This window comes from Phenylobacterium sp., from assembly GCF_036495085.1.
GTDB lineage: Bacteria > Pseudomonadota > Alphaproteobacteria > Caulobacterales > Caulobacteraceae > Phenylobacterium.
On the sequence record NZ_DASXNL010000110.1, the window covers coordinates 1 to 21,989 of the forward strand.

A 21,989-nucleotide genomic window follows, 5' to 3' on the forward strand; every position below is an offset into this window, starting at 1 on the left:
ATCTTACGCTCTCTTGAGGGCGAATTTGAGGGAGTCGAGCTTCGACTTGAGCGAAGCATCGAACAGACGGGAACCGACCTGCACCTTGATCCCGCCCAGGATGGCGGGGTCGACGCGGGTCTCGATTTCGGGGTCCTTGCCGAGCGCCTGGCGGAGCGCGGCGGCGACGCCCTTGGATTGCGCGGCGCTGAGCGGCACGGCCGTGGTCACCTGGGCGGAAACCGCGCCGCGCGCCTTGGCGGACAACGCCTCGAAGCCGGTGATCACCGAAGCCAGGGTCGAGACGCGGCCGTTCGCCGCGAGCAGGCCCAGGAACTTCTTGGTGGTGGCGTTGAACTTCGCCTTGGCGGCGATGGCGGCGAGCCCCTTGCCTTTGTCTTCAGCGCTGAAGGCCGGCGAGCCGACCAGGACCCTCAGGTCATGGCTGTCGGCAAGCCCCTTCTTCAGGGATTTGAGGTCGGCCTCGACGGCCGCCACCTGTTTTTGTTCGGTCGCGAGATCGAACAAGGCCTGCGCATAGCGGCCACCCACATTCGAAGCCTTGGAATCGTCCGCCACTTAGTATCCGCCCGGTGCGTGTTCGAAAGCCGCCGCAGTGAAGTCCGCGGCAGCCTTAAAGGCTTGAAAGCGCTTGGAAAAAGCACATCAGTCCGAAAGGTCCGTTAGACCCCTGGCCTAAAGCCGCGCGCCTGATACCACGCGATCTTTGGCGCCGCAACATTGCCAGGCCCGACGCGGGCTGACGAATAGTCACGGGGTCCGTTCCTCCTCCGCCGCCCTGCGAGGACCTAACATAAAGAGAGGGCGCCGTCCCTGAAGGCCGGCGCCCTTAGAAGTTCAGAAGCTCGACAAAGAGCTGCTGGGAGATCGAAGCGCCTGCGCTACTGCTTGGCGAGCTGCGAGCCGGCGCCACGGGCGACGGCGACGCTGTTGCAGGCGCCGAGACGCGTGTCGTCCATGGCCTTCGTGGCGGTGAACGACGCAATCGGGCCAACCTTGGCGGCGACGGCCTTGCAGGTGGCGCTCGAGAACGTCTCGGACGTCGCGGCGCTGGCGACGCAAGCGTCACCCTCGCAGACGAACATCGCGCCGCCGGCGATGAACTTCGTCGGTTGAGCGACAGCGGTCTGCAGCTTGGCGACGACCGGCTGAGCGGCGAAGGCAGGGGCGGCGGACAGGGTGGCGAGGGCGGCGCAGGCGGCCGCAAGGGTAATGAGCTTCATAATGAGCCCTCCAACGGTTCGGGGAGTGGCGGCGCCCCTGCTCAAGGCGCCGGCCCCGTCCGCCGCGTTGGATCGCCTCGGGCATCCCCACCCTTAGCGCACCGCGAACTGAGCAACGCTAAGATAACAGTGTTAAGATCAACCGCAACCGCTATTTTCGCACAGTCGGTATTCAGGAATGTCGCAGAGGCCGGGTGGCCCCGCGAACCGATTTAAGCGCCTGCCGCGGCGATGGCGGCGCTGATTTCGTCGAGGGTGTGGAAGCCCGGCTCCATCGCCTTGCCGTTGATGACGAAGGTCGGCGTGGAGTTCACGTGGTCGACGCGGTTGTGTCGATCGACGCGATCATTCAGCGCCTGGATGGCTTTCTCGTCATTGACGCACTTGTTGAACGCATCCTCGGTCATGCCCACGGACTTGGCGATCTCGAGCAGGGTTTCGCGAGGAGCCTGGAAGGCCTGCTCCTGATTCTTGAAGATCGCGTCGGTGACCGCGAAGTACTTGTCGTTGCCGGCACAGCGGGCGATCAGGAAGCCGGACGCGGCCACCGCGACCTCAGGGCCCTGGCCGACCAACATCTCCCGGAAGACATAGTGGATCTTGCCGGTGTCGATGTACTTGGTCCTGAACGCCGGAAACACTTCCCGTTGCCACTTGGCGCAGACCGGACAGCCTACCGAGGCGTACTCGACCACGGTCACCTTGGCCTGGGCGTTGCCCAGGGACATGTCGTCGGGCAGAGCCGCGACGCTGCCGCTGCCGCCGGCCTTGGGCGAGCAGGCCGCCGCGCCGAACACCACGAGCGCCACCAGAAGCGCAACCTTCATCCGCAACATATCGAACTGCCCTTCCAGGGAACGCCGCCCCGACGCTTCGAGGCTTGGGCGGAATGTGACTGAAGCTTGGCTTCGAAGGAAGCCTCGACAAAGCCGCTTTCTCGCCCCTCAAACCCTGTCGTTCATATCTCGTCAATGTTGTCGCGCGCTTGTCTGGCCTAAGCTATGGGTCGGTCCGGGTTGGGCGGCCTGAAAGACCCAAGGACGACGATCAAATGGCTAAGGCGCAGCCGCCTGGCGGCGGAGCAGGCGATCCCCGCCCGGGCCGCTCTCCCCTGCAGGCGCTGTTCTACTGGACCCTTGTTCTGGGCGTCTGGGCGCTGATCTTCGCCGTCGCCTTCTTCGCGGTGTTTTCGGTCGATCTGCCCGACACATCCAAGCTCTACGACGTCAAGCGCCAGCCTTCGGTGAACTACCTCGATCGCTCTGGCGGCCTGGTGGCGGTGCGAGGCAGCCAGTACGCCCCGCCGGTCGACCTGAACAAGCTGCCGCCCTATGTGCCCAAGGCCTTCGTCGCCATCGAGGACCGCTGGTTCTATTGGCACTTCGGCTTCAACCCCTGGGGTATCGCCCGCAGCCAGTTCTACGACTGGACCCACCGCGGCGGCGGCCCCCTTCGCGGCGGCTCGACCATCACCCAGCAGCTGGCGCGCAATCTCTTCCTGACCCCCAACCAGACCTACCGGCGAAAGGCCCAGGAATTGATCCTGGCCGTGTGGCTGGAGGCCAAGTTCTCCAAGAAGCAGATCCTCGAACTCTATCTGAACCGGGTGTATTTCGGCGCCGGGGCCTACGGGATCGAGGCCGCCTCGCAACGCTACTTCGGCAAGCCCGCCGCACAGCTCACCCTCGGCGAGAGCGCGCTGCTGGCCGGATTGATGAAGGGCCCGTCGCGCTATTCGCCGGTGGCGGCCACCGACCGGGCGGCCCGCCGGGCGACCATCGTGCTCGACGAGATGGTCCGCATCAACGCGATCACCCCCCAGCAGCGGGACGAGGCGTTCATGACGCCGGTGGTGGTCAATCCCGTGCTCGCCAACCAGCGGGCGCAGTACTTCACCGACTGGGTCGACGACCAGGTTCGCGCCCTTGTAGGCGAACCCACTGAAGACCTGGTGGTGGAGACCACTCTGGACCTGCCTCTGCAGGCCTCGGCCGAGCAGGCGCTGAAGGCCGGGGTCGCCGCGGCCAAGGGACAAGGCGTGCAGCAGGCGGCGCTGGTCTCCCTCGATGGTGAGGGCCGGATCCGCGCCTACGTTGGCGGGATCAACTACCTGCAGAGCCAGTTCGACCGCGCCACCCAGGCCAAGCGCCAGGCCGGCTCATCGTTCAAGCCCTTCGTCTACCTGACCGCGATGGAGGCCGGCCGCACCCCCGACACCCCCGTCGTCGACGAGCCGATCACCATCGGCAACTGGACGCCTCGCAACTACACCGGCCGCTACCTGGGGCAGATCACGCTGGAGATCGGCCTCAAGGAGTCCATCAACACGGTAGCCGCGCGCCTGGCCAACGAGGTCGGCACCGCCAACGTGGCGGCCACCGCGCGGCGCCTCGGCATCACCTCGCCCATCCAGGTCGATCCCTCCATGGCGCTGGGCGCTGTCGAGGTGAGCCCTCTGGAGATGGCCCAGGCCTATGCGCCCTTCTCTAACGGCGGCACGTTCGCAAAGGGCTACGGCATCGAGCGGATCCGCACCTCCACCGGTCGCGTGCTCTATGACCACGGGATGGGTCAGACGCAGCGACGCCCGGTCATCGGCCAGCCGGCGCTCTCCTACATGATCCGCATGATGCGCCAGGTCATCGCCTCCGGCACCGGCACGCGCGCGGCCGTGAAGGGCTACGACCTGGCGGGCAAGACCGGCACGACCAGCGACTACCGCGACGCCTGGTTCATCGGCTACACGGGGGGCTTCGTCACCGCCGTCTGGGTCGGCAAGGACGACAACACCCCGATGAAAAAGGTCACCGGCGGCGGACCACCCGCTGCGATCTGGCATGACTACATGACCCAGGCGCTGCCGCGCCTGAAAGTGCAGCCGATCCCAGGCGCTGATTTCGCACCGCCGCCGGAACAGCAGACCGACGCCCTCAGTCAGATTGTCAGCGGTGTGAGCGAATTGCTGCACGGCGACCACGAGGCCGACACCCCAACCGCCGACCGGGACGAGGCCCCGCACTAGCCATGCCGCTCGCGGGCGCCACCCTTCGCATCGCCCGATCCACGGATCGAATGAACGAGGTCACCGCCTTCTACGTCATAGGCCTGGGGTTCGAGAAGCTGGCGGCCTTCGAGGATCACGCGGACTTTGATGGCGTCGTGCTGGGCTCGCCGCACGCTGCGTACCACCTGGAATTCACCCATCGGCGAGGCCACCAATCCGGCGCGCGGCCGGATGCCGAAACGCTACTCGTGTTCTATCTGCCCGGTGAGGCGCAGTGGAGCGATGCGGTGGCGCAGTTGCGCGCGTTCGGGGCGCAAGAGGTGCCTTCCCACAACCCCTTTTGGGGTCATTCAGGCGTCACCTTCGAGGATCCGGACGGCTTTCGCATCGTTCTCCAGAACTCTGCTTGGCCCCTCTGATGCTCTAGCTACCGACCGAACGCGTGCAGCCTGGCGCCCTCGGCGCGGAGCCATGCGCGGTGCGGTTTGGCGTCGCCCACCAGGGCCCGGACATGCGCCCAGAAGCGCGGACCATGGTTCAGTTCGAGGAGGTGCGCGCACTCGTGTGCGGCCACATAGTCGGCGACCTCGAAGGGCGCCAGCGCCAGGCGCCAGCTGTAGCGGATTGCGGCGGCGCCGCCTCGTAAGCCCGGCCGACACGACCCCCAGCGACCCTTGGCGTCGGCCACGCTCACCTTGGGGGCGTCGGCGCCCAGCATCGCCGCATAGATCTCGGTTCGCTCCCCCAGCACCGCAAGCGCGCGCCGCTTCAGGATCAGGATCACTGCGCGGGCGTACCCCTCGCCCTCGCCCATGGCGGTGATGCGGGCCGGCTGACCGTCATCCCCCGGTATCCATCTGGCGCGTCCGGTCCCGAGCTCGAGGCGCACCGGCTCGCCGAACACCAGCAGGGTCATGCCGGGATGCACAGGCGTCGCAGCGGGAAGCTCGGCCATCCGCTCGGCAATCCAGCCGGCGCGTTCACGGGCGAAAGCGGCGGCCTCGGAGAGCCGGCGCGGCGAGGGCGCGGTGGCGACGATCTCGCGGCGCGTGCGGTCCAGTCTGAGCGAAACGCGCCGCGCGCGCCGGTTCACCCGCAAGGTCACGGCCGCGCCAGCGACTTCCAGCCGGTCGCCGTCGGCAGGTGAGCGGCCGAAGAGACTCATCAGCGACGAATCTAGGCGGCTTTGGTCCGTTTGGGGAGGGCGTTGGCCGGAGCGCGGGCGAGCGCCAGCTCGGCGTCCCAGATCACCCGGCGCACGCGCGGATAGATCTCGTCGCGGAACCGGGCCCCGTTGAACACCCCGTAGTGGCCGACATGCGGTTGCACGTAGTCCTGCTTCAGCTCGGCCGGCAGGCCCGAGCAGAGATCATGAGCCGCCTGGGTCTGGCCGATGCCGGAGATGTCGTCGTTCTCGCCCTCGACGGTGAGCAGCGCGATGTCGGTGATCAACTCGGGCCGCACCAGGCGCCCGCGATGCTCCAACTCGCTCTTCGGCAAGAGGTAGCGCTGGAACACCACGTCGACGGTCTGCAGATAGAACTCCTCCGTCAGGTCCAGAGCCGCGAGGTATTCGTCGTAGAACTCCAGGTGGCGCTCGGCCGAATCCCCGTCTCCGTCCATCAACTGCTGGAGGTAGCGCAGGTGGGCTTCCTGGTGCTTTTCGAGGTTCATGGACATGAAGCTGGCGAGTTGCACGAAGCCCGGGTAGACGCGCCGGCCCATGCCTGGGTAGGGGCCGGGCACAGTGTCGATCATGTTCGACTTGAACCAGGCGAAGGGCTTTTCCTCGGCGAGGCGATTGGTGACGGTCGGCGACAGCCTGGCGTCGATCGGCGAGCCCATGAACGTCATTGAGCCAGGCCGGCTGTCGTCGTCATCCTCGGCCATGAGCGCCGCGGCCGCCAGGACCGGCGGCCCCGGTTGGCAGACCGCCACCACGTGCGGGCGGGGACCGAGCACCTGCAGCATGGTGCGGATGTGGTCGATATAGTCGTGGAAGTCGAAGCGGCCATCGAGCACCGGCACGTCACGGGCGTTCGACCACTCGGTGATGTAGACCTCGTGATCCTGCAGGAAGGCCTGCACGGTGCCACGCAGCAGGGTGGCGTAGTGGCCGGAGAGCGGCGCGGCGATCAGCACAGCTGGTTCGCGGGTGCGGCGCCCGGCCCGGCGCATGTCGGCCATGTCGCGAGCAAAGTGGGTGAGTTTGCACCAGGGGCTCGACCATACTTCGGTCGGGCGCACCCGAACGCTCTGGCCGTCGATCTGCACCGTATCGATCCCCCAGGCCGGCTTGCCATAGCGGCGCGTGAGGTTCGCGAAGAGGTCGGCGTTGGCGTAGAGGCGCCGTCCCAGGTCGGTTTCGCGCGCCGGATTGAGCGGGGAGGACCAGAAATCCCGCGTGAGCAACGCCGCGGCCCGCATCGGCGTCGAGGCGTAGAAACCCGCTTCATAAAGAGAGTACAGCATGGGCGTCCTTTTGTGCGACGCAGCATAACACCCGAACCGTTAACCGGGTCCATAGCCATGTTGCCTCACCGCCCAGAGGCAGGCTGTCGCAGTATCAACAGGATTGCGCGCGGGGGCCTTGCCTCATGGCCGCCTGGATTTTCACCGCCATGGCCTGAGGCGTATCGCCGTAGGGGATCACGCAGACGAACTCCCCTTGCGGGTTCATCAGGTAGGTGATTGTCGAGTGGTTCACCTGGTAGGTCGGGCCGTCTCCAGCCTTCTGGTAGAAGACGTGGTAGGCGCCCGCGGCGCCCGCGACCTCCTTAGGGGTCCCGGTCAGGCCAAGAGCGTGCCGCGGAAAGGAGGTGTTGGACAGGTAGTTCGCCAGGACTTTCGGCGTGTCACGCTGCGGGTCGACTGAAATGAACACGGTCTGGAAATCGCTGGCCTTCGGTCCCAACAGCGTCTCGGTCTGTGCGAGCGCAAGCAACGTCGTTGGGCAGGCTTCCGGGCAGTAGGTGAACCCGAAGAACACTGCGCTCCACTTGTCCTTGAGGATCCTTGCATCGACCTGTCGCCCCGTCTGGTCGACCAGGCGGAAGGGGCCGCCGATCGCCGCAGGCTGGGCCCGCGCGCCCAAAATGCCGCGCCGCACCGCCAGTCCGGTGATCGCCGCAAAGGACAGGGCCAGGACGGCCAGAAGGACCCACACGGTCCGGCTCATGAAGCGTTCCCTTCGTCTTTGCCGCTTTGGGGCTCGTCAGGGGACGATGGCCGCGCAATCTTGTCGGGGCCATGGCCAGATCACGAACCGCCACCGCCCAGGCGACGCAGCCCCGCCTCGATAGGACCGGGGCCGCCGCCATGCAAGGCGAGGCCCGGCTGCGCGGCGTTGAACCCGACCAGATCGCGGCGGGCGATGGATGGACGGAGGACGCCGCCCACCGCGGCCGCCTGCGGGTCCGCACGCTCGTGAGCCTTCGCTGGCTGATTCTGGTGGGGCAGTTGGCCCTGCTGCTCGTGGTCATGGGCATGGGCTTTTCGCTTCCCTACGCCTTCTGCTTCGCGGTGGTGGCGGCCGGCGCCTGGCTGAACCTTCTGACCGCCGTCGCCACACCTCGTCAGCGGGTGTTCGGCGACCGCGAGGCCACGATCCAGCTCAGCGGCGACATCCTGCAGCTCAGCGCCCTGCTCTTTCTTACGGGCGGCGCATCGAACCCCTTCGTCCTGATATTGATTGCGCCGGCGACGCTGGCGGCCGCCACGTTGCCGCTTCGTCCCGTGCTTTACCTGGGGATCCTGGCCGCCACCGTCTCCTGCGTGCTCGCCGCCTTTTCCCTTCCGCTGCCAGAAGCCCCCGGCATCGATGTGGTGATTCCGGCCACCTACCGGGTGGGCTGCGCGCTGGCGAACGTGGCCGGTATCGCACTGACGGCCGGCTACGTCCGCCAGGCCGCCACCGAATCGGCCCGCATGGCGTTGGCGCTCGACGTGACCCAGGCCGTGCTTGCTCGTGAACAGCGGCTCTCCGCCCTGGGCGCTCTGGCCGCTGCCGCCGCCCATGAACTGGGCACCCCGCTCGCAACCATCTCCATCGTCGCCAAGGAGCTTGGACGCGAAGCTCCCTCCCAAGCGGTGCGCGACGACGCCGAGCTCCTCGTCTCTCAGGCGGAGCGTTGCCGGGAGATCCTGCGCCGACTCACGGCGACACCCGACGCGGCCTCGGACCAGATCCACGAGCGGCTTTCCCTGCGACAGCTGGTGGAGGAGGTGATCGAGCCACATACCGGAGTGAAGGGCGTTCGGGTGGAGGCGATCGTCACGGGAGCCAAGGGCGTAAAGTCCCCCGACATCCGCCGCCTGCCTGAGATCACCCACGCCCTCACCTCCTTCGTGGAGAACGCCGTCGACTTCGCCACTTCCGAAATCTTGGTTTCCGCACGCTTCGATGCCGAGACCATCTCGATCGAGGTGCGCGATGACGGGCCAGGTTTTTCGCCCGACGTCCTGGCCAAGCTGGGCGAGCCCTATGTGACCACCCGCCCCGGCGCGGAAGGATCGCGCACCGGCCACATCGGCATGGGGCTGGGCTTCTTCATCGCCAAGACGCTGCTGGAAAGAAGCGGCGCCGTTGTCACGTTTCTGAACCGCAAGCCGCACGGCGCGGTCGTAGGAGCCAGTTGGCCACGTGCGAAGATCGAAGCCAAAGGCCAATAGACGTAGAAATGTGAGTTCCAGCTTGCCCTTAGGTCGCCACGTGCGACAGGATGCCGCACACGTCAGAGTTCATGGAGCCCCGCCTTAGGGGGATCGCCGCATGACAGACCTCTCCGCCGACGTCGCTGCCCTCCCCGACAAGACGCTCCTGGTGCTCGATGACGACGCGCCGCTTCGCACACGCTTGGGGCGCGCGCTGGAACAGCGGGGCTTCGAGCCCACGTTGGTGGGCAGTGTTTCCGAAGCCCTGGCCGCGGTGAAAAGCCACGCGCCGGCTTTCGCTGTGCTCGACATGCGCCTGGAGGACGGCACCGGGCTAAGGGTTGTGGAAGCCGTGCGTGATGCGCGACCGGACGCCAAGATCATCATGCTGACCGGCTACGGGAACATCGCGACAGCCGTGCAGGCCGTAAAGGCGGGCGCGGTGGACTATCTGTCCAAGCCCGCCGACGCCGACGACGTGGCGCGCGCGCTCCTGGCGCGAGGCGGCGATTCGCCCGCGCCGCCGGAAAATCCGATGAGCGCCGACCGGGTCCGATGGGAGCACATCCAGCGGGTCTACGAGCTGTGCAACCACAATGTCTCGGAGACCGCACGCCGGCTCAACATGCACCGGCGCACGCTGCAACGCATCCTCGCCAAGCGCGCCCCACGCTAGGCCGCTCCCAGGACGAGCCGGCCATGGCGACCTGGGACGATTTTCGCGCTGCAGGGGTCGGCCTGCCCGGCGCCGTCGAGGCCCCCCACATGGGAGAGCCCAAGCTGGCGGTGGGCCGCAGGGGCATCGCGCGCCTCTGGGGCAAGCGCGTTCTGATGAAACTCGACCCAGGCCATCAGGAGCTGCTGTTCGAGGCGCGTCCGGAGGTCTTGTCCCCCTTCACCTGTGGAACCATGCGTTGGAGTTGGGTCAAGATCGACGCCTTGGATGCGGGCGAGGTCGCCGACCTGGTCCGTGAGGCCTGGATTTGCGTGGTCCCAAGGAAGGTCAGCCGCGCCTACGGGGGCGAGATCGGCTAGGCGGCCCAAGTCGCCCTTTCGGGCGAGATGGTCACCGACTGGCGGATGATCGCGTCAAGGCGGTCGCGCAGTTCGCGTCCGCGGGCGGTGAGCTGGATCACGTGGCTGCGGGCGTCGTCAGGATTGAGATAGGCTTCCAGCAAACCGAGCGCCGGTTGCTGGGACCAATCGGAGTCAGGCGGACCGAGGGCGCGCAGGCTGCGTGAGGCCGTCGATTGGGTCAGCTTGGCGACCTCGGCCATCTCCTGAACAGTCAGGCCCTCATTCTCCGCGGCGTAGAGGAAGGCGATCACCTCATTGACGCTGACGCGCGGATCCAGCGCCTTGAAGAGATGCAGGGACTGCAGGACGACATTTCGGGCGCGCATGGCGTTCAGGCCCCCTCGTAGCGTCCGAGCATCGCCTCGACGCGCGGAGCGGCCCGAGACAGCGCCAGCGACCTGCGTTGCCGACGCTCGCGCATAGCCAAGGTGGCGTCGGGATAGCTGTCCTTGATAAGTCTCAACAGGCCCTCGAGCCGCTTCTGGTGATCGGCGGCTTGGATAAAGTCATCGACCGTGAGTTCGATGGAAATCTGTCCGCAGAGCTTCATGCTGGCCCCCTGAGGAGTGCTGGGGTGAGCATCGGTGTAGTTGCGCCCTCGATCACGCCGTATTCGATGAACGCTGCAATCTGCGATGCGAAGAGCAAGCGCTGCTGCAAGCGGTCGTTTTCGCACGACGAGCGGCGTCGCCCACGCGCGCGTCTTGGCCTAGTCTTCGGGACCATCGCACCGGCGAGGGGAACGGCCCTTGGACACTCGGTACGGCCAGACCGGAGCGCCCGTCGCGGCTGCGAAGCGGCCGCTGATTGACCGCTACCAGGTGGCCAATCTGGTCCTGTGGGTCATCACCTACATCCTGATCAGCGTGCGCTCCCTCGGCATGGGCACCCCGCTGCCGAAACTGATCGGCCTGGGCTTGCGCCGCGCCATTGTATGCACCGCCGCATTCGGGGTCTGCATCTTGATCAAGCACTTGCTTTTGCGGACCCGAAGCTGGCCCCGTGGCCGCCGCCTGGCTCTCGCGGCGAGCCTGTCGGTGGCGGGCGGCGCCTTCTACACGGGCCTCAACCAGCTGGTCTTCTATGTGCTTTTTCCCATCGGCACGGAGGAGCCTCCGCATTCGCATTGGGAATTCGCCTTCGACCTCGCCATGAACTTCTCGGTGCTTGTCTGGTCTTTCATAGTCTGGTGCGCCGTGGTCTTCGCCTTGAGTTACGACGAGGAGGTTCGGGAGCAGAGCATGCGGCTTGTGCAGGCCCAAGCGCTGGCGGCGGAGAGCCAGAACCAGATGCTGCGCTACCAGATCAATCCGCACTTCCTGTTCAACACCCTCAACGCGCTCTCCTCGCTGATCCTGCAGAAGGATTTCGTCCGCGCAGAGCGGATGGTGCTGTCGCTGTCCAATTTCCTGCGCGCCTCACTGGAGAAGACCCCCGGGGACAAGATCACCCTCGCCGACGAACTGACGGCGCAGCGCCAATACCTTGCCATCGAACAGGAGCGTTTCGGCGATCGGCTGCGGCTTTCAGAAGCGGCGCCCGCCGACCTGCGGGACGCCCTATTGCCCGGTCTGATCCTGCAGCCGCTGATCGAGAACGCCGTAAAGTACGGCGTCGCCAGGACCACCCGCCCGGTGGCCGTGGAAATCACGGCGCAAGCACTTAACGGGCGCCTGAGGATCACCGTGCAGGACGACGCCGTCCCCGACATCGTCAAAGCGCCGACGACGCTGGGCGTCGGCCTGGCCAATGTGCGCCGACGGCTGGAGGTCCTGTATGGCGAGGCAGGCGCCCTGACCTGCGGCCCACGCCCCGGCGGTGGTTTTGCGGCCACTGTCGAGCTGCCGCTGGAGCGGCGCTAGTGGCCGGCCTGCGCGTGATGATCGTCGACGACGAGCCCCTCGCGCGGCGGCGGCTCGAAATCCTTCTCAGGGACCAGGATGCTGTCGAACTGGTCGGCGCTGCGGCCGACGGCGTCGCCGCGCGCCGGATGATTGGCGAACTTTCCCCCGATGTGGTGCTGCTGGACATCAAGATGCCGGGCCTCACAGGGCTGGAGGTGCTGGACTCGCTGGGCGGAACCGCGCCGATCGTCATCCTCGTCACCGCGTTCGACCGATTCGCACTCGACGCCTTCGACCGCGCCGCATTCGACTACCTTTTGAAACCGGTGGAACCCGCCCGCCTTGCCGCATCCCTGACCCGCGCCCGCGAGGCGCTGGCCGAACATGCCGCGGCCGGGCGCGCGGAGGAACTGGAGGAGATCCTGCGCAACCTGCGAAGCGGCGCAGCCCCGGCCCCAACCCCGAGCACCTTCGACCGCGACATCTGGATCCAGGAACGCGGCGGGCGGGTCAGCCTGCCGGTGGCGGCGATCGACTGGGTGGCGGCTGAGCGCGACTACGTCCGCATCTACACGGGCGGCCGCAGCTTTCTGGTCCGCCAGTCCATCGGCGCGCTGGCCGAGCGCCTCGACCCAGATCTGTTTGTACGCGTCCACCGCTCCAGTCTGGTCCGCGCCGACCGCATCGTACGCGTCCGCCATGCCGGCAACCGGGGCGCCGTGACCCTCTCCACCGGCGCGGAAATTCCCGTATCCCGCCGCCACATGCGCGTTCTGAAGGCGATGACGCGCAACCCGCCGGCCTATTCCAGCACCACCGCCTGAACCCCCGCCGCACGCAGCGCGGCCAGGCGCCCGAAAGCCAGCGTCAGCGCCTTGCGTCGGGCGCCGGCCAGCGGGCTGGACGGCGCCTCTCGTAGCACGGCGCCGCCGAAGGCGTCGGCGACAATCAGGCCGGGCTCCTCGGGCAGGATCTCCCTTGGGAATTCGGGGGCGACCGCAAACGCAAAGGCGTCACAGTAGGGCTGGTACTCGCTCCACTTCTGGTCAGTGCGGAAATCTTCGAGGCCGGACTTCACCTCGACGATCAAGATCTCGCCGCGCCGCCCCAGCGCCATCAGGTCCGCTCGCCGACCGTTCGGAAGCGTCACCTCCGCCAGTGGCGCATAGCCCAGCGCCGTCAGGAGCCGGCCCGCGCCACGAGTCACCGCCGCGGTGGTCTCCGGCCGGGATACAGTGACGATGGTGACGTCAGCGGACATGCTCACAAACATGTTCCGGCTTCGTTCCGGGCGCAACCCCCTCAGCCGCGCGCGGGCAGCGGGAACTCCAGGCGTCCGATGTCGAAGCCGAGCTGCTTGATGCGGGCCACGGCCTCGTTGCGGATGGCGACGGGCAGGACCGGCTTCTGCGACATCAGCCACAGATACTTGCCGTCATGGGTGGCGAGGATCAGCCAGCCCTCGTCGGAGCGCTGATCGAGAACCCAGTACTCCTGGGATACGAGCCCGCCGAAGAAGCTCATCTTGAACTTGGCGTTGGACACCGGGTCAGCGACCCGGGCTCTGGCCTTCCATTCCGAGAGCGGCCCATCGGGCGATCCCCTGTGGCAGGCCTGGACGACGGAAAAGCCGTCACCGTTGCGCACCCAGTCCGAGGTGCCCGCGTTGCAGCCCCGCTGGGTCATGTTGGGCAGCCGCGCCACTTCGTACCAGCGGCCCATCATCTTGGTGAGCTCGATATGCGGCACAGGCTGGGCCATGGCGGCGGCGGCTCCCGGCAAGGCAGCGGCCAGGGCGGCCGCAGCGGCGAGGATCACGGTCAAGCGCTTCTGCATGGGCCGTCGGATATCTTTGTGCTTTGAAAATTGAAACGCCCATGGCGGGTCCGCGGGGCGCCGCATATGGACGCAAGAGATCATGCCGGTTTTGAGGCGCGCCGTCACGCCATGGCGAGTTACTCAGCGGCAATCGAAACCGGTCGCGCGCGATCCTTGAAGTTGATGGCCTGCAGGTAGCGGATGCCGTCTTCGGCGATATCGTCGCCGATCATTCGCTCGCCCTCGGCCGCCAGTTCATCCATATCGACGTAGGTCGCGTAGAAACTGCGGGTCCGGGCCGTGATCAGCCCGGCGTTGAGCAGGGTCTTGATGAGCACGCGAAAGACGTTGGTCTCGCCCTTGAATTTCCGCGTCGGGTCGCGCTCCTTCCGACGTTGCACGATGTCGGCGATCACCCGCTCAGGGTCGAGGTCGAACCTGCCGTAGATCTCGGCCGACTGGCGCGGATCGCCGCGGTCGAAGAGCAACGACTGAGCGCAATGGGCCGTCCAGTCTTCCACGAGGTTGCGCTCGGCTTCCGTCAGCCTGGGAATCGTCCTGTCGGCCCAGATCTTCCCGAACTTGTGATGGAAGGCCTCGTCGGTCATCACCAGTTGGAAGAGCTTCTTGGCCACGGGGTCGCGATTGTAGCGGTAGCCGTTGGCGAAGGCGCCCATGGCCAGGCCTTCGACCAGCATCTGCATGCCGACGATCTTCTTGTAGACCTCCGGCGCTTCGATGATCTCGACCAGCAGGCTCTTCAACGCCGCCCCGCACTCGGTCGGCCGGCCCCAGCGGGTCTTGATGTACCTGGCGAAAGCGGTGACGTGGCGAGCCTCTTCACGCGTCTGATTGGCTGCGTATTCCTGAGCGCCTTGGTCGTAGAGCACGTGACACAGGCTGGCCGAGAGGTTCAGCGCGCCTTGTTCGCCATGCAGGATCGAGGAGAAATTCCGAAGCTGCATGTAGTTGATGAAGGCGATCCTCTGCTTCGGATCGGTCAGGGTCTCGGCGATGTAAGGGAGCCGCAGGAGCGGGTTGATCTCCTCCGGGGTCATCGCCTCGTTCTCGAGATCGAAGGGCTCGGCGAAATCGATATATTTCGGGTCAAGCGGATCCCAGAAGTGGTCGTGGGTGGCGCTGATGATCTTGTCGAAAGCGGTCGAGCGCTCGCCGTAGCGGTCAAGCGTCAGCATGGATTCGAAGTCGCTGGGCGCAACCGCGCCGTACATGGAGTCCTTGGTGATGTTGCCGTCGGCCATGACTGCCTCCGCGTGGTATCGCGCCCAGGTTCGGCGGCGCGCCTGTTCCGGTCCGAAGCTTCGGCCTGACGGCCACGCTCGTCAAAGAAAATGACGGGCAACCGGAGCTCGCGCGGACACCGGCGGCTGACACGGGTCGCATCGGCGACGTCCGATTGCTATGTTGATCCTGTCGGGACGACCGCATTGGCGGTAGCTGGAGGGGGCTTGCCGATCGAGCAGCGATCTGACGGAGACATGTCCGAACGGCTGGCGGCCCTCGAGGCCGAGGTCGAGGAGCTCCGTGCCCGATTGGCCGAGGCCTCGGCTCCCGGACAGGCCCCGCTTGTCGATGTGCTGTGGCGCGACAACGCCGGACGTCGCGAGGTCGAGCAGCAACTCGCCTTCGCCCAGGAGTGGATTCAGCTCGCCCAGGAAGCCGGCGGCGTGGCCGCCTATACCCTGGACCTGAACAGCCAGGACCTAACCTGGTCGGCGTCGAACTTCGCGCTCTGGGGCTGGACGCGCGGAGCCGACAAGCCGGACATCGAGCGCTGGTTGCAAACCATCCACCCCGACGATCGGGCCGGCGCACAGCAGGTTCTGATGGCTGCGATCCAGCACGGCCGCGAGGTGCGCCACGAGTTCCGCATCGTCCTGCCGGACGACGAGATCCGTCACATCCAGGATCGCGCGAGGGTGGTCCTAGACGCCAGGGGTCGGCCCCAGCGCCTTGTCGGGCTCAATATCGACGTCACCGATCTGAAGCGCGTCCAGCACGCCCTCGAGCACACCGAGGCCCGGTACAAACGCACATTCGAGCATGCCGCCGTCGGCGTCGCCCATGTCTCGGCTTCGGGCCGCTTCCTGGCCGTGAACCCCCGCCTTTGCGAAATTCTCGGCTATCCCGAGGAAGAGCTGCTGGGGATGTCCTTCCAGGAGATCACACACCCCGACGATCTTGAGCCGGACCTCAAGCTGGCGCGCGCGCTGTTGGCCGGCGAGATCGACCGCTTCGAGATGGAAAAGCGCTACCTCAAGCCCAGCGGCGAAATCGTCTGGGCGGATCTGACCGCCTCATTGGAGCGCGATGCCGACGGGTCCCCACTGAACTATATTTCAGTGATCAACGACATAGGCGCGCGCAAGCATGCCGAGGAGCGCCTGAACTTCCTGTTCGGCGAACTGGCGCACCGGTCCAAGAACCTCCTGACCGTGATCCTGTCGGCGGTGCGGCAGATCGGGCAGAGCGCCACAACGGTCGAGGAATTCCAGCACAGCGTGAGCGATCGTGTGGTGGGGCTGGCGGCCGCTCAGGACCTGCTGACCCGCCACGACTACACGGGCGCGCCGGTATCTGAATTGGTCGTCGGCCAACTCTCCGCCTTCGTCACCGCTGCAGATACCCGCGTGAAGCTTTCCGGGCCGCCGGTCACGCTCAGGGCCGCCGCCACCCACAGCCTGGGCCTGGCGCTGCACGAGTTGGCGACCAACGCTTGCAAGCACGGAGCCCTATCCAGGTCCCAGGGTGAGGTGAGCGTGGTCTGGAGCCTGCAAGAATCAAGGGCCGCGCCCCTGCGCTTTCATATGACCTGGACCGAGCGCGGCGGGCCCCCGGTGGCGGCGCCGGACCGCAGCGGGTTCGGACGCCGGGTCATCGAGAAGATGGTCAGCGCCTCGCTCGGCGCCAACGTGGACCTCAGGTTCGAACCCGAGGGCGTGGTCTGGCGACTAGACGCTCCGGCAAGTTGCCTCGATCTGCCGGGCGAGGGAGGCGACGGTTTCAACCGCCCTTAGTGGCTATCGCCTCGCCAACCCTCCAGGGCCGGACCGAGCGCGACCTTCATCGGTCCGAGCCACGGTTCAAAAGCTCTCCACTGCTCAAGCCCGTCGCGGAATATCGGGCGCCGGACCTGCTCGGAGCTGACCGTCCGCACGGGACGGTCGTTCCCGTAAAACTCCAGGCAGCGCGCCTCGAACGGCAATTGGCAGTATTCCAGGAGGCGACGGACCTCGCCCTCGGTGTCGTCGACCAGGTCCTCGTAGATCAGCCGATGGATACGCCCGGGCAGGGCCGCGTCGAAATGGGCCATCAGCGCGACGTAGTCTCGGTAATAGCCGCCCAGGTCGGTGAGGTCGTAGGAGAACGCATGACCATGTGCGAAGTGCTGCTTGAACGCTGAGAACCCCGAGGCCAGAGGGTGGCGGCGGGCGTCGATGATCCTGGCGCGCGGCAGGATCAGCTGGATTAGACCGATGTGGTGGAAATTGTTCGGCATCTTGTCGACGAAGAACGGGCGGTTCGACTTGCGCTGGACGCGGGTCCGTTCGAGGTAGGCCTCTCCCATCGCTGAGAGCTGTCCTGGGTCGAGGCCGGCGAGCACATCAGGATATGACCCCGCCGCTCCGCCCGGCCCCGATCGGACCATTTCCTGGGCGATGAGCGCGATGTCGGGCAGCTCCATGGTCCCCTCGACGAGGGAATGGCTGGCCAGGATCTGCTCGACCAGCGTCGAGCCGGATCTGGGCAGACCGACAACGAATATGGGCGCCTCCGATGCCGATCCGGCTTCGGCATGGGCCGCGAAGAAGGCCGGCGTGAACAGGGCGATGGACCGCCGTGTCAAGGCCGTCGTCTCGCGGGCGTCATAGTGCAGGGCCTTACGCCTCAGTTCCGCGCCGGCCGAGTACTGGCCAAACGCGCCTTCGGCGTCTCCGTGATCCTCCAGGGCCTTGCCGAGCGCAAAGTGCAGGTGCAACCGGTCCTCGTCGGCGAGATCGGTTCGCACGAGCTGGCTGCGCATCCCCGCCTCGAGGCCCGCGGTGGCCGAGGCGGTCTTCATGTTCGCAAGGCTCCAGTAGGCATCTCCCAGGCCGGGCGCGAGCGCTATGCACCTGCGATAGGCCGCCACTGCGGCGTCTCCGCGCCCGACAGTGCGCAGGGCATGACCGTAGTTCAGCCAGATCCGGGGATGCTTGGGATAATCTGCAAGCAGCCCTTCGTAGACCTCGATCGCCGGCCCGTAGTCGCCGACCATGCCCAGGCAAGCTGCCAGCAGGTTGCGGTAGGCCGGATCGTCCGGCTCGCGCGCCAGCAACGCCCTGACGTGGGCCATGGCCTCGGTGGCTTTCTGCTGATGGAAGAGCAGTTCGGCGAGCTGGAAGCGCGCACCGTCGAACGCAGGGTCGGACACGAGGCAAGCCGACAACAGGACTTGCGCCTCTTCCGGCCGCCCAAGTCGCGCGCAGGCCTGGGCCAGCATCCGGCCGGCCACGGCATCGTCCGGTCGGCTGTCCAGATGCTTCCGGAGCAGCCGTTCGGCCAGAAGCGCGTCGTCGGTGAACAGCGCGCCCGCCGCGGCCGTCAACGCCGGGTCGGTCACAGCGGCGCGGGCATGCGCCTTGAAGGCGGCCTCGGCGTCGGCGACCTCTCCAGCCCGAAACAACTCATCGCCCAGCGCCTTCCAGGCGTCAGCGAGGTCTGGTTTCATCGCGACTGCATTCCGCAGGGCGTCGATTGCGGCGGGCGCGTCCCCGAGGCCGGAGAATGCGAGGCCCAGTTCATACTGCGTGCGCGCAGCGCGCGGATAGGCCTTCGCCAAAGGGGCGAGGATGGTATGGGCGGCTGCGAAATCGCCTTGCCTGCGCAGGGCCGAGCCCAGGATCAGCGCCGGCCGAGGATCAGCCGGCGCCGCGGCCAGGATGCCGCGGGCCAGGTGCTCGGCCGCCGCGGCGTCGGCGGCTAGCAGCGCCGAGGCCTGCTCGATCGCGTCGGTCACGGAAACGGAGGGCATCGTTGCTCTATAGCATGCGACAACGCCGCCCGAGGCGGACCAACCTTAACCTTCGGCCCGCCCCGCAGTGTCGCGTAGGGTCGCGCGATCAGAAGGTGAAGGTCAGCCGCCCGTAGTAGTAGCCGCCGTTGATTCCGTAGGGCGAGAACTGCGCCGGCTCACCATAGACATTGTTGCCGCTCAACGGCCGGACGCCGCCGGAGCCGTCGGGCACGTTGGGCACGCCTGGCGGACGGTGGTCGAACAGATTGTTGGCGCCGACATCGAACTTCAAGGCTTCGGTGATGTTGAAGCCGATGTCGAGGTCGGTGATCGCCGCCGCGCCGACAGTAAATCTTTGCGCCTCCGGACCGGTGCCGGCCCCGCTGAAGTCGAGGATCGAACTCACCGAGCCGTAGATGACCTCTCGCAGGTTCACGGTCCAACGGCTCTTGGTCCAGTAGGCGCCAAGAACCGCCTTTTCCTTGGGACTCGCCGAGGTGAGCGTGCTGCGCGCCGTCGGGCTGAGGATGCTGGTCTGGTTGAACGCAGCGTTCACGACCTGAGCGGGGAGGGGCTGAAGTTTGGTGATGGCCGTGTCGTTGTAGTTGAAGGCCGCCGTCCAATCGACGTGGCCGTACTCTTCGAAGTCCGAGGCGTAGTTGGCCGTCAGTTCGACGCCGCGGGTGCGGGTGTTGGCCCCGTTGGTGAAGACGGCGATGCCGACGTAGGTGACGCTGGGGTCGAGGACGTTGCCGTGCGCCGAGATGGCGTTGAGAGCCCCTTGGGACACCACGGTCTCGCCGGTCAGGCCCAGCAGCGTTCCAGTGTTTACGATCCGGTCGCGGATCTCGATCTGATAGGCGTCAGCCGTTATTTGCAGCAGCGCTGTCGGATGGGCGACGAAGCCGACGCTATAGTTGGTGGATTTCTCGGGCTTCAGGTTCTGGAAGCCGACGAGATGCGCGGCGGGCGAGTTCGGCGGCAGGTTCACCACCGCGAAGGTCGGCGCAACGTTGGTCGCCGAATAATATTCCTCGGCGAGCGTCGGCGCCCGGAAGCCGGTGCTCAGCGTGCCTCGCAACGCGAAGGTCGGGTTGAAGTCGTAGCGGGCGGTGAACTTGCCCACCGTCGTGCTGCCGAAGTCGCTGTAGTGCTCATAGCGGCCAGCGAGGTCCAGCTTGAGGTTGGCGATCGGATCCACCGCAAAGTCGATGTAGCCGGCATAGTTGGTGCGCGAGTGGGTTCCCGCATCGCTCGGCTGGAAGCCGGGGTAGGACTGACCGCCCTCCTTGTAGATCGAGGCCGGGTCGCCGGTGCTGATGGCGTAGGTTTCGCGGCGGCCTTCTGCGCCGAAGGCGACGTTTAGGGGCGATGCCAGCCCGACCTCGAACGGCCGGGTGATATCCAGGTCAGTGGTCCATTCGGTGCTTATGAACGCGCCGTCGTAGAAGTTGCGCGGCGTCGTGTGGGTATCCACGAAGAGCGAGGCGTTGGCCGAGTTCAGCGTCGAGATCTCGTTCTTGTCGCGCCCGTAGGTGGTGGCGAGATCCCAGCTCCAGCCGTCGAGGACGCCCCTCACGCCTCCGGTCAGGGCGTAATCGTCCTCCCTCAACGCTTCCCGTGGGTTGAAGCCGTTGGGGAAGGGGATCAGTTCGCCCGGAGTCGTGCTGTCCCCACCGACGCCAAGCACTGGGGAGGCGATCACCTTGGTCGGCAGCCGGTAGTTCTCGTAGGCGGAGGCCTTGCGGTGGCTATAGCTGCCGAAGCTGTAGAGTTCGACGCCCTGCCCCAGGTCGTAGCCGGCGTTGTAGAGGCCGTTGTAGAGGTTGGAGGTGCCGTCTCCGTAGATGTGGTTGACCCGCGGAAAGTCCGGCGCGTTTCGAACGCCCGCCGCATCGACGGCGTCGAGCCCCGCCTTCACCGTTCCGTCGAGATTGAACAGGCGACGGTCCGCGCCACCCTGATGGCTGAAGTCGTGATACCGCGTCTCGGCGGTCAGGTTGATGAAGCCGCGATCGCTTAGCGGCAGGCCGATGTTCGCCGACAGGGCGCCGGTGCCCCCGCCGTTCGAGTAGTACGAACCGCCCGTCCCGCTGATGTTTCCACCCTGGTTGTTGTTCTTCAGGATGATGTTCACCACCCCGGCGATAGCGTCGGAGCCGTACTGGGCTGCGGCGCCATCTTGCAGCACCTCGATGTGGTCGATGGCGGCCACGGGGATCAGGCCGAGATCAGGGGTGGCGGCTCCCTGGAAGACGCCTGGGGCCACATGCAGGTTGCCTGTGGAGTGACGGCGCTTGCCGTCGATCAGCACCAGGGTGTTGTTGGGGTTGAGGCCGCGCAACTGCGCCGAAAGCGTCAACTGCCCGGTATCGGTGCCGAAGGCCTCGGAATTGAACGAGGGTAGGTTCTGCGTCAGCGCCTGGATCAGGTCCGGCTGGCCGACACGCTTCAGGGCGGGGCCGCCCACAACCACGATCGGCGCGGCGCTATCCTCTGCTTTGACGCCGGCGACCCGGGTGCCCGTGACGATGACCTCGGACACGGCCGCGGCGGGCTCGGCCGCGGCCACGGCTGAAGACGAGGTGAGCGCGGAAAGCACCAAAAGGCTCGCGCCCATGTACTGGTTCTTCATCGATGTTTTCATTGTCACCCCCCCCGGGCTTGGCGGACAGCCACACGCAGAATGCGCGCGCCGACCATTGTCTTGTCCGCCATCGCGGGCGGCGCGGAGTCGGTCCCCGTCATCGCGGAGGCCACCCTGCAACGGCGATATTGTCAATTGAACGCTGTTCGCGCCGACACTATTTGTGAAGAGCGTGCAAAGAAGTCACAGCGTGAATGCCGACTATAATGACGACGCCTTGCACCGACATCGGAACAGGTGGGGAGAAGCCGTCCATACGGCCCGGGATGAGCGCCGGCTTTAGTGTTATCGGTATGGCCGTTGTCTTGCAGGGGCCCGTCTTTAGGGGGCGTAAGGCTGGCGCGCGGAGGTTTCACAGCGCGAATATCAGGGGAGTTTTGGCGCTTCCCGCGCTTGCCGCGCGTTATGGCCAAGCTACGAGGAGGCTGCGTAGCGCCGCGATCCTCTTTAAAAACGACAGCGCCCGCTGGAGGGATCCGGCGGGCGCAGCCTTTAGAGATAGCGCGGACGCCTATTCGGCGGCGATCAGGACCTTAGAGAGCGCGCGCTCCTTGAAGTTGATCTCCTGCAGATACTTGATCCCCTCCTCGGCGATGTCGTCGCCGACCATTTTGTCGCCCTCGCCCTTCAGTTCGTCGATGTCGACGTACATCGAATAGAAGGCCTTGGTGCGGTCGGTGATGATGCCGGCGTTGAGCAGGGTCTT

The 21,989-nt window shown here is 66.3% G+C and carries 21 protein-coding genes and 1 pseudogene; 8 read left to right on the plus strand and 14 right to left on the minus strand.

From position 1 onward, the window contains the following. Positions 1-3 precede the first annotated feature (3 nt). From VGI62_RS13065 to VGI62_RS13075, 3 genes are all read right to left on the minus strand, one after another. On the minus strand, positions 4-558 hold the full coding sequence (locus VGI62_RS13065) for a F0F1 ATP synthase subunit delta (protein WP_331504932.1): 555 nt from the start codon (positions 556-558) through the stop codon (positions 4-6). Positions 559-881: 323 nt separating this feature from the next. Continuing rightward, positions 882-1,223 carry a CC_3452 family protein gene (locus VGI62_RS13070; protein WP_331504933.1) on the minus strand — a complete coding sequence of 114 codons (342 nt, stop codon included), beginning with the start codon at positions 1,221-1,223 and terminating at the stop codon, positions 882-884. Positions 1,224-1,435: 212 nt separating this feature from the next. Then, entirely contained in the window at positions 1,436-2,050 is a 615-nt protein-coding gene (locus VGI62_RS13075) for a DsbA family protein (protein ID WP_331504934.1), read from the minus strand. 224 nt (positions 2,051-2,274) lie between these two features. Here VGI62_RS13075 and VGI62_RS13080 point away from each other — a divergent pair, with 224 nt between their 5' ends. After that, a complete protein-coding gene (locus tag VGI62_RS13080) occupies positions 2,275-4,245 on the plus strand; it encodes a penicillin-binding protein 1A (protein WP_331504935.1) in 1,971 nt (656 codons plus the stop codon). Positions 4,246-4,247: 2 nt separating this feature from the next. Then, on the plus strand, positions 4,248-4,646 hold the full coding sequence (locus VGI62_RS13085) for a VOC family protein (protein WP_331504936.1): 399 nt from the start codon (positions 4,248-4,250) through the stop codon (positions 4,644-4,646). A gap of 8 nt (positions 4,647-4,654) precedes the next feature. On the opposite strand, the gene VGI62_RS13090 is transcribed toward VGI62_RS13085, so the two are convergent. From VGI62_RS13090 to VGI62_RS13100, 3 genes are all read right to left on the minus strand, one after another. Continuing rightward, the gene (locus VGI62_RS13090) at positions 4,655-5,392 is read right to left on the minus strand and encodes a SprT family zinc-dependent metalloprotease (protein WP_331504937.1); all 738 of its coding nucleotides are present in this window, start codon (positions 5,390-5,392) and stop codon (positions 4,655-4,657) included. Between the two features lie 11 nt (positions 5,393-5,403). Next, a complete protein-coding gene (locus tag VGI62_RS13095; RefSeq protein ID WP_331504938.1) occupies positions 5,404-6,699 on the minus strand; it encodes a polyhydroxyalkanoate depolymerase in 1,296 nt (431 codons plus the stop codon). 94 nt (positions 6,700-6,793) lie between these two features. After that, on the minus strand, positions 6,794-7,405 hold the full coding sequence (locus VGI62_RS13100; RefSeq protein WP_331504939.1) for an SCO family protein: 612 nt from the start codon (positions 7,403-7,405) through the stop codon (positions 6,794-6,796). 71 nt (positions 7,406-7,476) lie between these two features. Between VGI62_RS13100 and VGI62_RS13105 the strand changes: the two genes are divergently transcribed. The 3 genes from VGI62_RS13105 to VGI62_RS13115 all read left to right on the plus strand — a co-directional run bounded on the left by VGI62_RS13105 (position 7,477) and on the right by VGI62_RS13115 (position 9,915). Then, positions 7,477-8,898 carry an ActS/PrrB/RegB family redox-sensitive histidine kinase gene (locus VGI62_RS13105; protein ID WP_331504940.1) on the plus strand — a complete coding sequence of 474 codons (1,422 nt, stop codon included), beginning with the start codon at positions 7,477-7,479 and terminating at the stop codon, positions 8,896-8,898. A 100-nt stretch (positions 8,899-8,998) separates the two neighbouring features. Next, on the plus strand, positions 8,999-9,556 hold the full coding sequence (locus tag VGI62_RS13110; RefSeq protein ID WP_331504941.1) for an ActR/PrrA/RegA family redox response regulator transcription factor: 558 nt from the start codon (positions 8,999-9,001) through the stop codon (positions 9,554-9,556). A 23-nt stretch (positions 9,557-9,579) separates the two neighbouring features. Further along, a complete protein-coding gene (locus VGI62_RS13115) occupies positions 9,580-9,915 on the plus strand; it encodes an MmcQ/YjbR family DNA-binding protein (RefSeq protein ID WP_331504942.1) in 336 nt (111 codons plus the stop codon). Here the strand turns inward: VGI62_RS13115 and VGI62_RS13120 are convergent. Together VGI62_RS13120 and VGI62_RS13125 are read right to left on the minus strand one after the other, a co-directional pair. Beyond that, positions 9,912-10,283: a MarR family winged helix-turn-helix transcriptional regulator gene (locus VGI62_RS13120; RefSeq protein WP_331504943.1), complete on the minus strand. Its 372-nt coding sequence runs from the start codon at positions 10,281-10,283 to the stop codon at positions 9,912-9,914. The genes VGI62_RS13115 and VGI62_RS13120 overlap by 4 nt on opposite strands. A 5-nt stretch (positions 10,284-10,288) precedes the next feature. Next, positions 10,289-10,507: a hypothetical protein gene (locus tag VGI62_RS13125; RefSeq protein ID WP_331504944.1), complete on the minus strand. Its 219-nt coding sequence runs from the start codon at positions 10,505-10,507 to the stop codon at positions 10,289-10,291. 199 nt (positions 10,508-10,706) lie between these two features. Here VGI62_RS13125 and VGI62_RS13130 point away from each other — a divergent pair, with 199 nt between their 5' ends. Both VGI62_RS13130 and VGI62_RS13135 read left to right on the plus strand, forming a co-directional pair. Beyond that, complete coding sequence (locus VGI62_RS13130) at positions 10,707-11,819, plus strand: sensor histidine kinase (RefSeq protein WP_331504945.1); 1,113 nt, start codon at positions 10,707-10,709, stop codon at positions 11,817-11,819. Then, positions 11,819-12,625: a LytTR family DNA-binding domain-containing protein gene (locus VGI62_RS13135; RefSeq protein WP_331504946.1), complete on the plus strand. Its 807-nt coding sequence runs from the start codon at positions 11,819-11,821 to the stop codon at positions 12,623-12,625. The genes VGI62_RS13130 and VGI62_RS13135 overlap by 1 nt, the downstream gene beginning before the upstream one ends. Here the strand turns inward: VGI62_RS13135 and mmcB are convergent. From mmcB to VGI62_RS13150, 3 genes are all read right to left on the minus strand, one after another. After that, positions 12,604-13,062, minus strand: a complete 459-nt coding sequence (gene mmcB, locus VGI62_RS13140) for a DNA repair putative endonuclease MmcB (RefSeq protein ID WP_331504952.1) — start codon at positions 13,060-13,062, stop codon at positions 12,604-12,606. The genes VGI62_RS13135 and mmcB overlap by 22 nt on opposite strands. Positions 13,063-13,103: 41 nt before the next feature. Continuing rightward, positions 13,104-13,637 carry a lipocalin family protein gene (locus VGI62_RS13145; RefSeq protein WP_331504947.1) on the minus strand — a complete coding sequence of 178 codons (534 nt, stop codon included), beginning with the start codon at positions 13,635-13,637 and terminating at the stop codon, positions 13,104-13,106. Between the two features lie 119 nt (positions 13,638-13,756). Continuing rightward, positions 13,757-14,881 (minus strand): ferritin-like domain-containing protein, encoded by a 1,125-nt coding sequence (locus VGI62_RS13150; protein WP_331504948.1) that lies wholly within the window; start codon positions 14,879-14,881, stop codon positions 13,757-13,759. 237 nt (positions 14,882-15,118) lie between these two features. Between VGI62_RS13150 and VGI62_RS13155 the strand changes: the two genes are divergently transcribed. After that, positions 15,119-16,657, plus strand: coding sequence for a PAS domain-containing protein (locus VGI62_RS13155; RefSeq protein WP_331504949.1), 1,539 nt, complete (start codon positions 15,119-15,121; stop codon positions 16,655-16,657). Here VGI62_RS13155 and VGI62_RS13160 read toward each other — a convergent pair. The 3 genes and pseudogenes from VGI62_RS13160 to VGI62_RS13170 form a co-directional block, all read right to left on the minus strand. After that, positions 16,654-18,654, minus strand: coding sequence for a tetratricopeptide repeat-containing sulfotransferase family protein (locus VGI62_RS13160; RefSeq protein ID WP_331504950.1), 2,001 nt, complete (start codon positions 18,652-18,654; stop codon positions 16,654-16,656). The two genes, VGI62_RS13155 and VGI62_RS13160, sit on opposite strands and share 4 nt — an antisense overlap. An 88-nt stretch (positions 18,655-18,742) precedes the next feature. After that, positions 18,743-21,283 (minus strand): TonB-dependent receptor, encoded by a 2,541-nt coding sequence (locus VGI62_RS13165; protein WP_331504951.1) that lies wholly within the window; start codon positions 21,281-21,283, stop codon positions 18,743-18,745. A 511-nt stretch (positions 21,284-21,794) separates the two neighbouring features. Continuing rightward, positions 21,795-21,989 (minus strand): annotated as a pseudogene (locus VGI62_RS13170) (ferritin-like domain-containing protein); the annotation flags it as partial.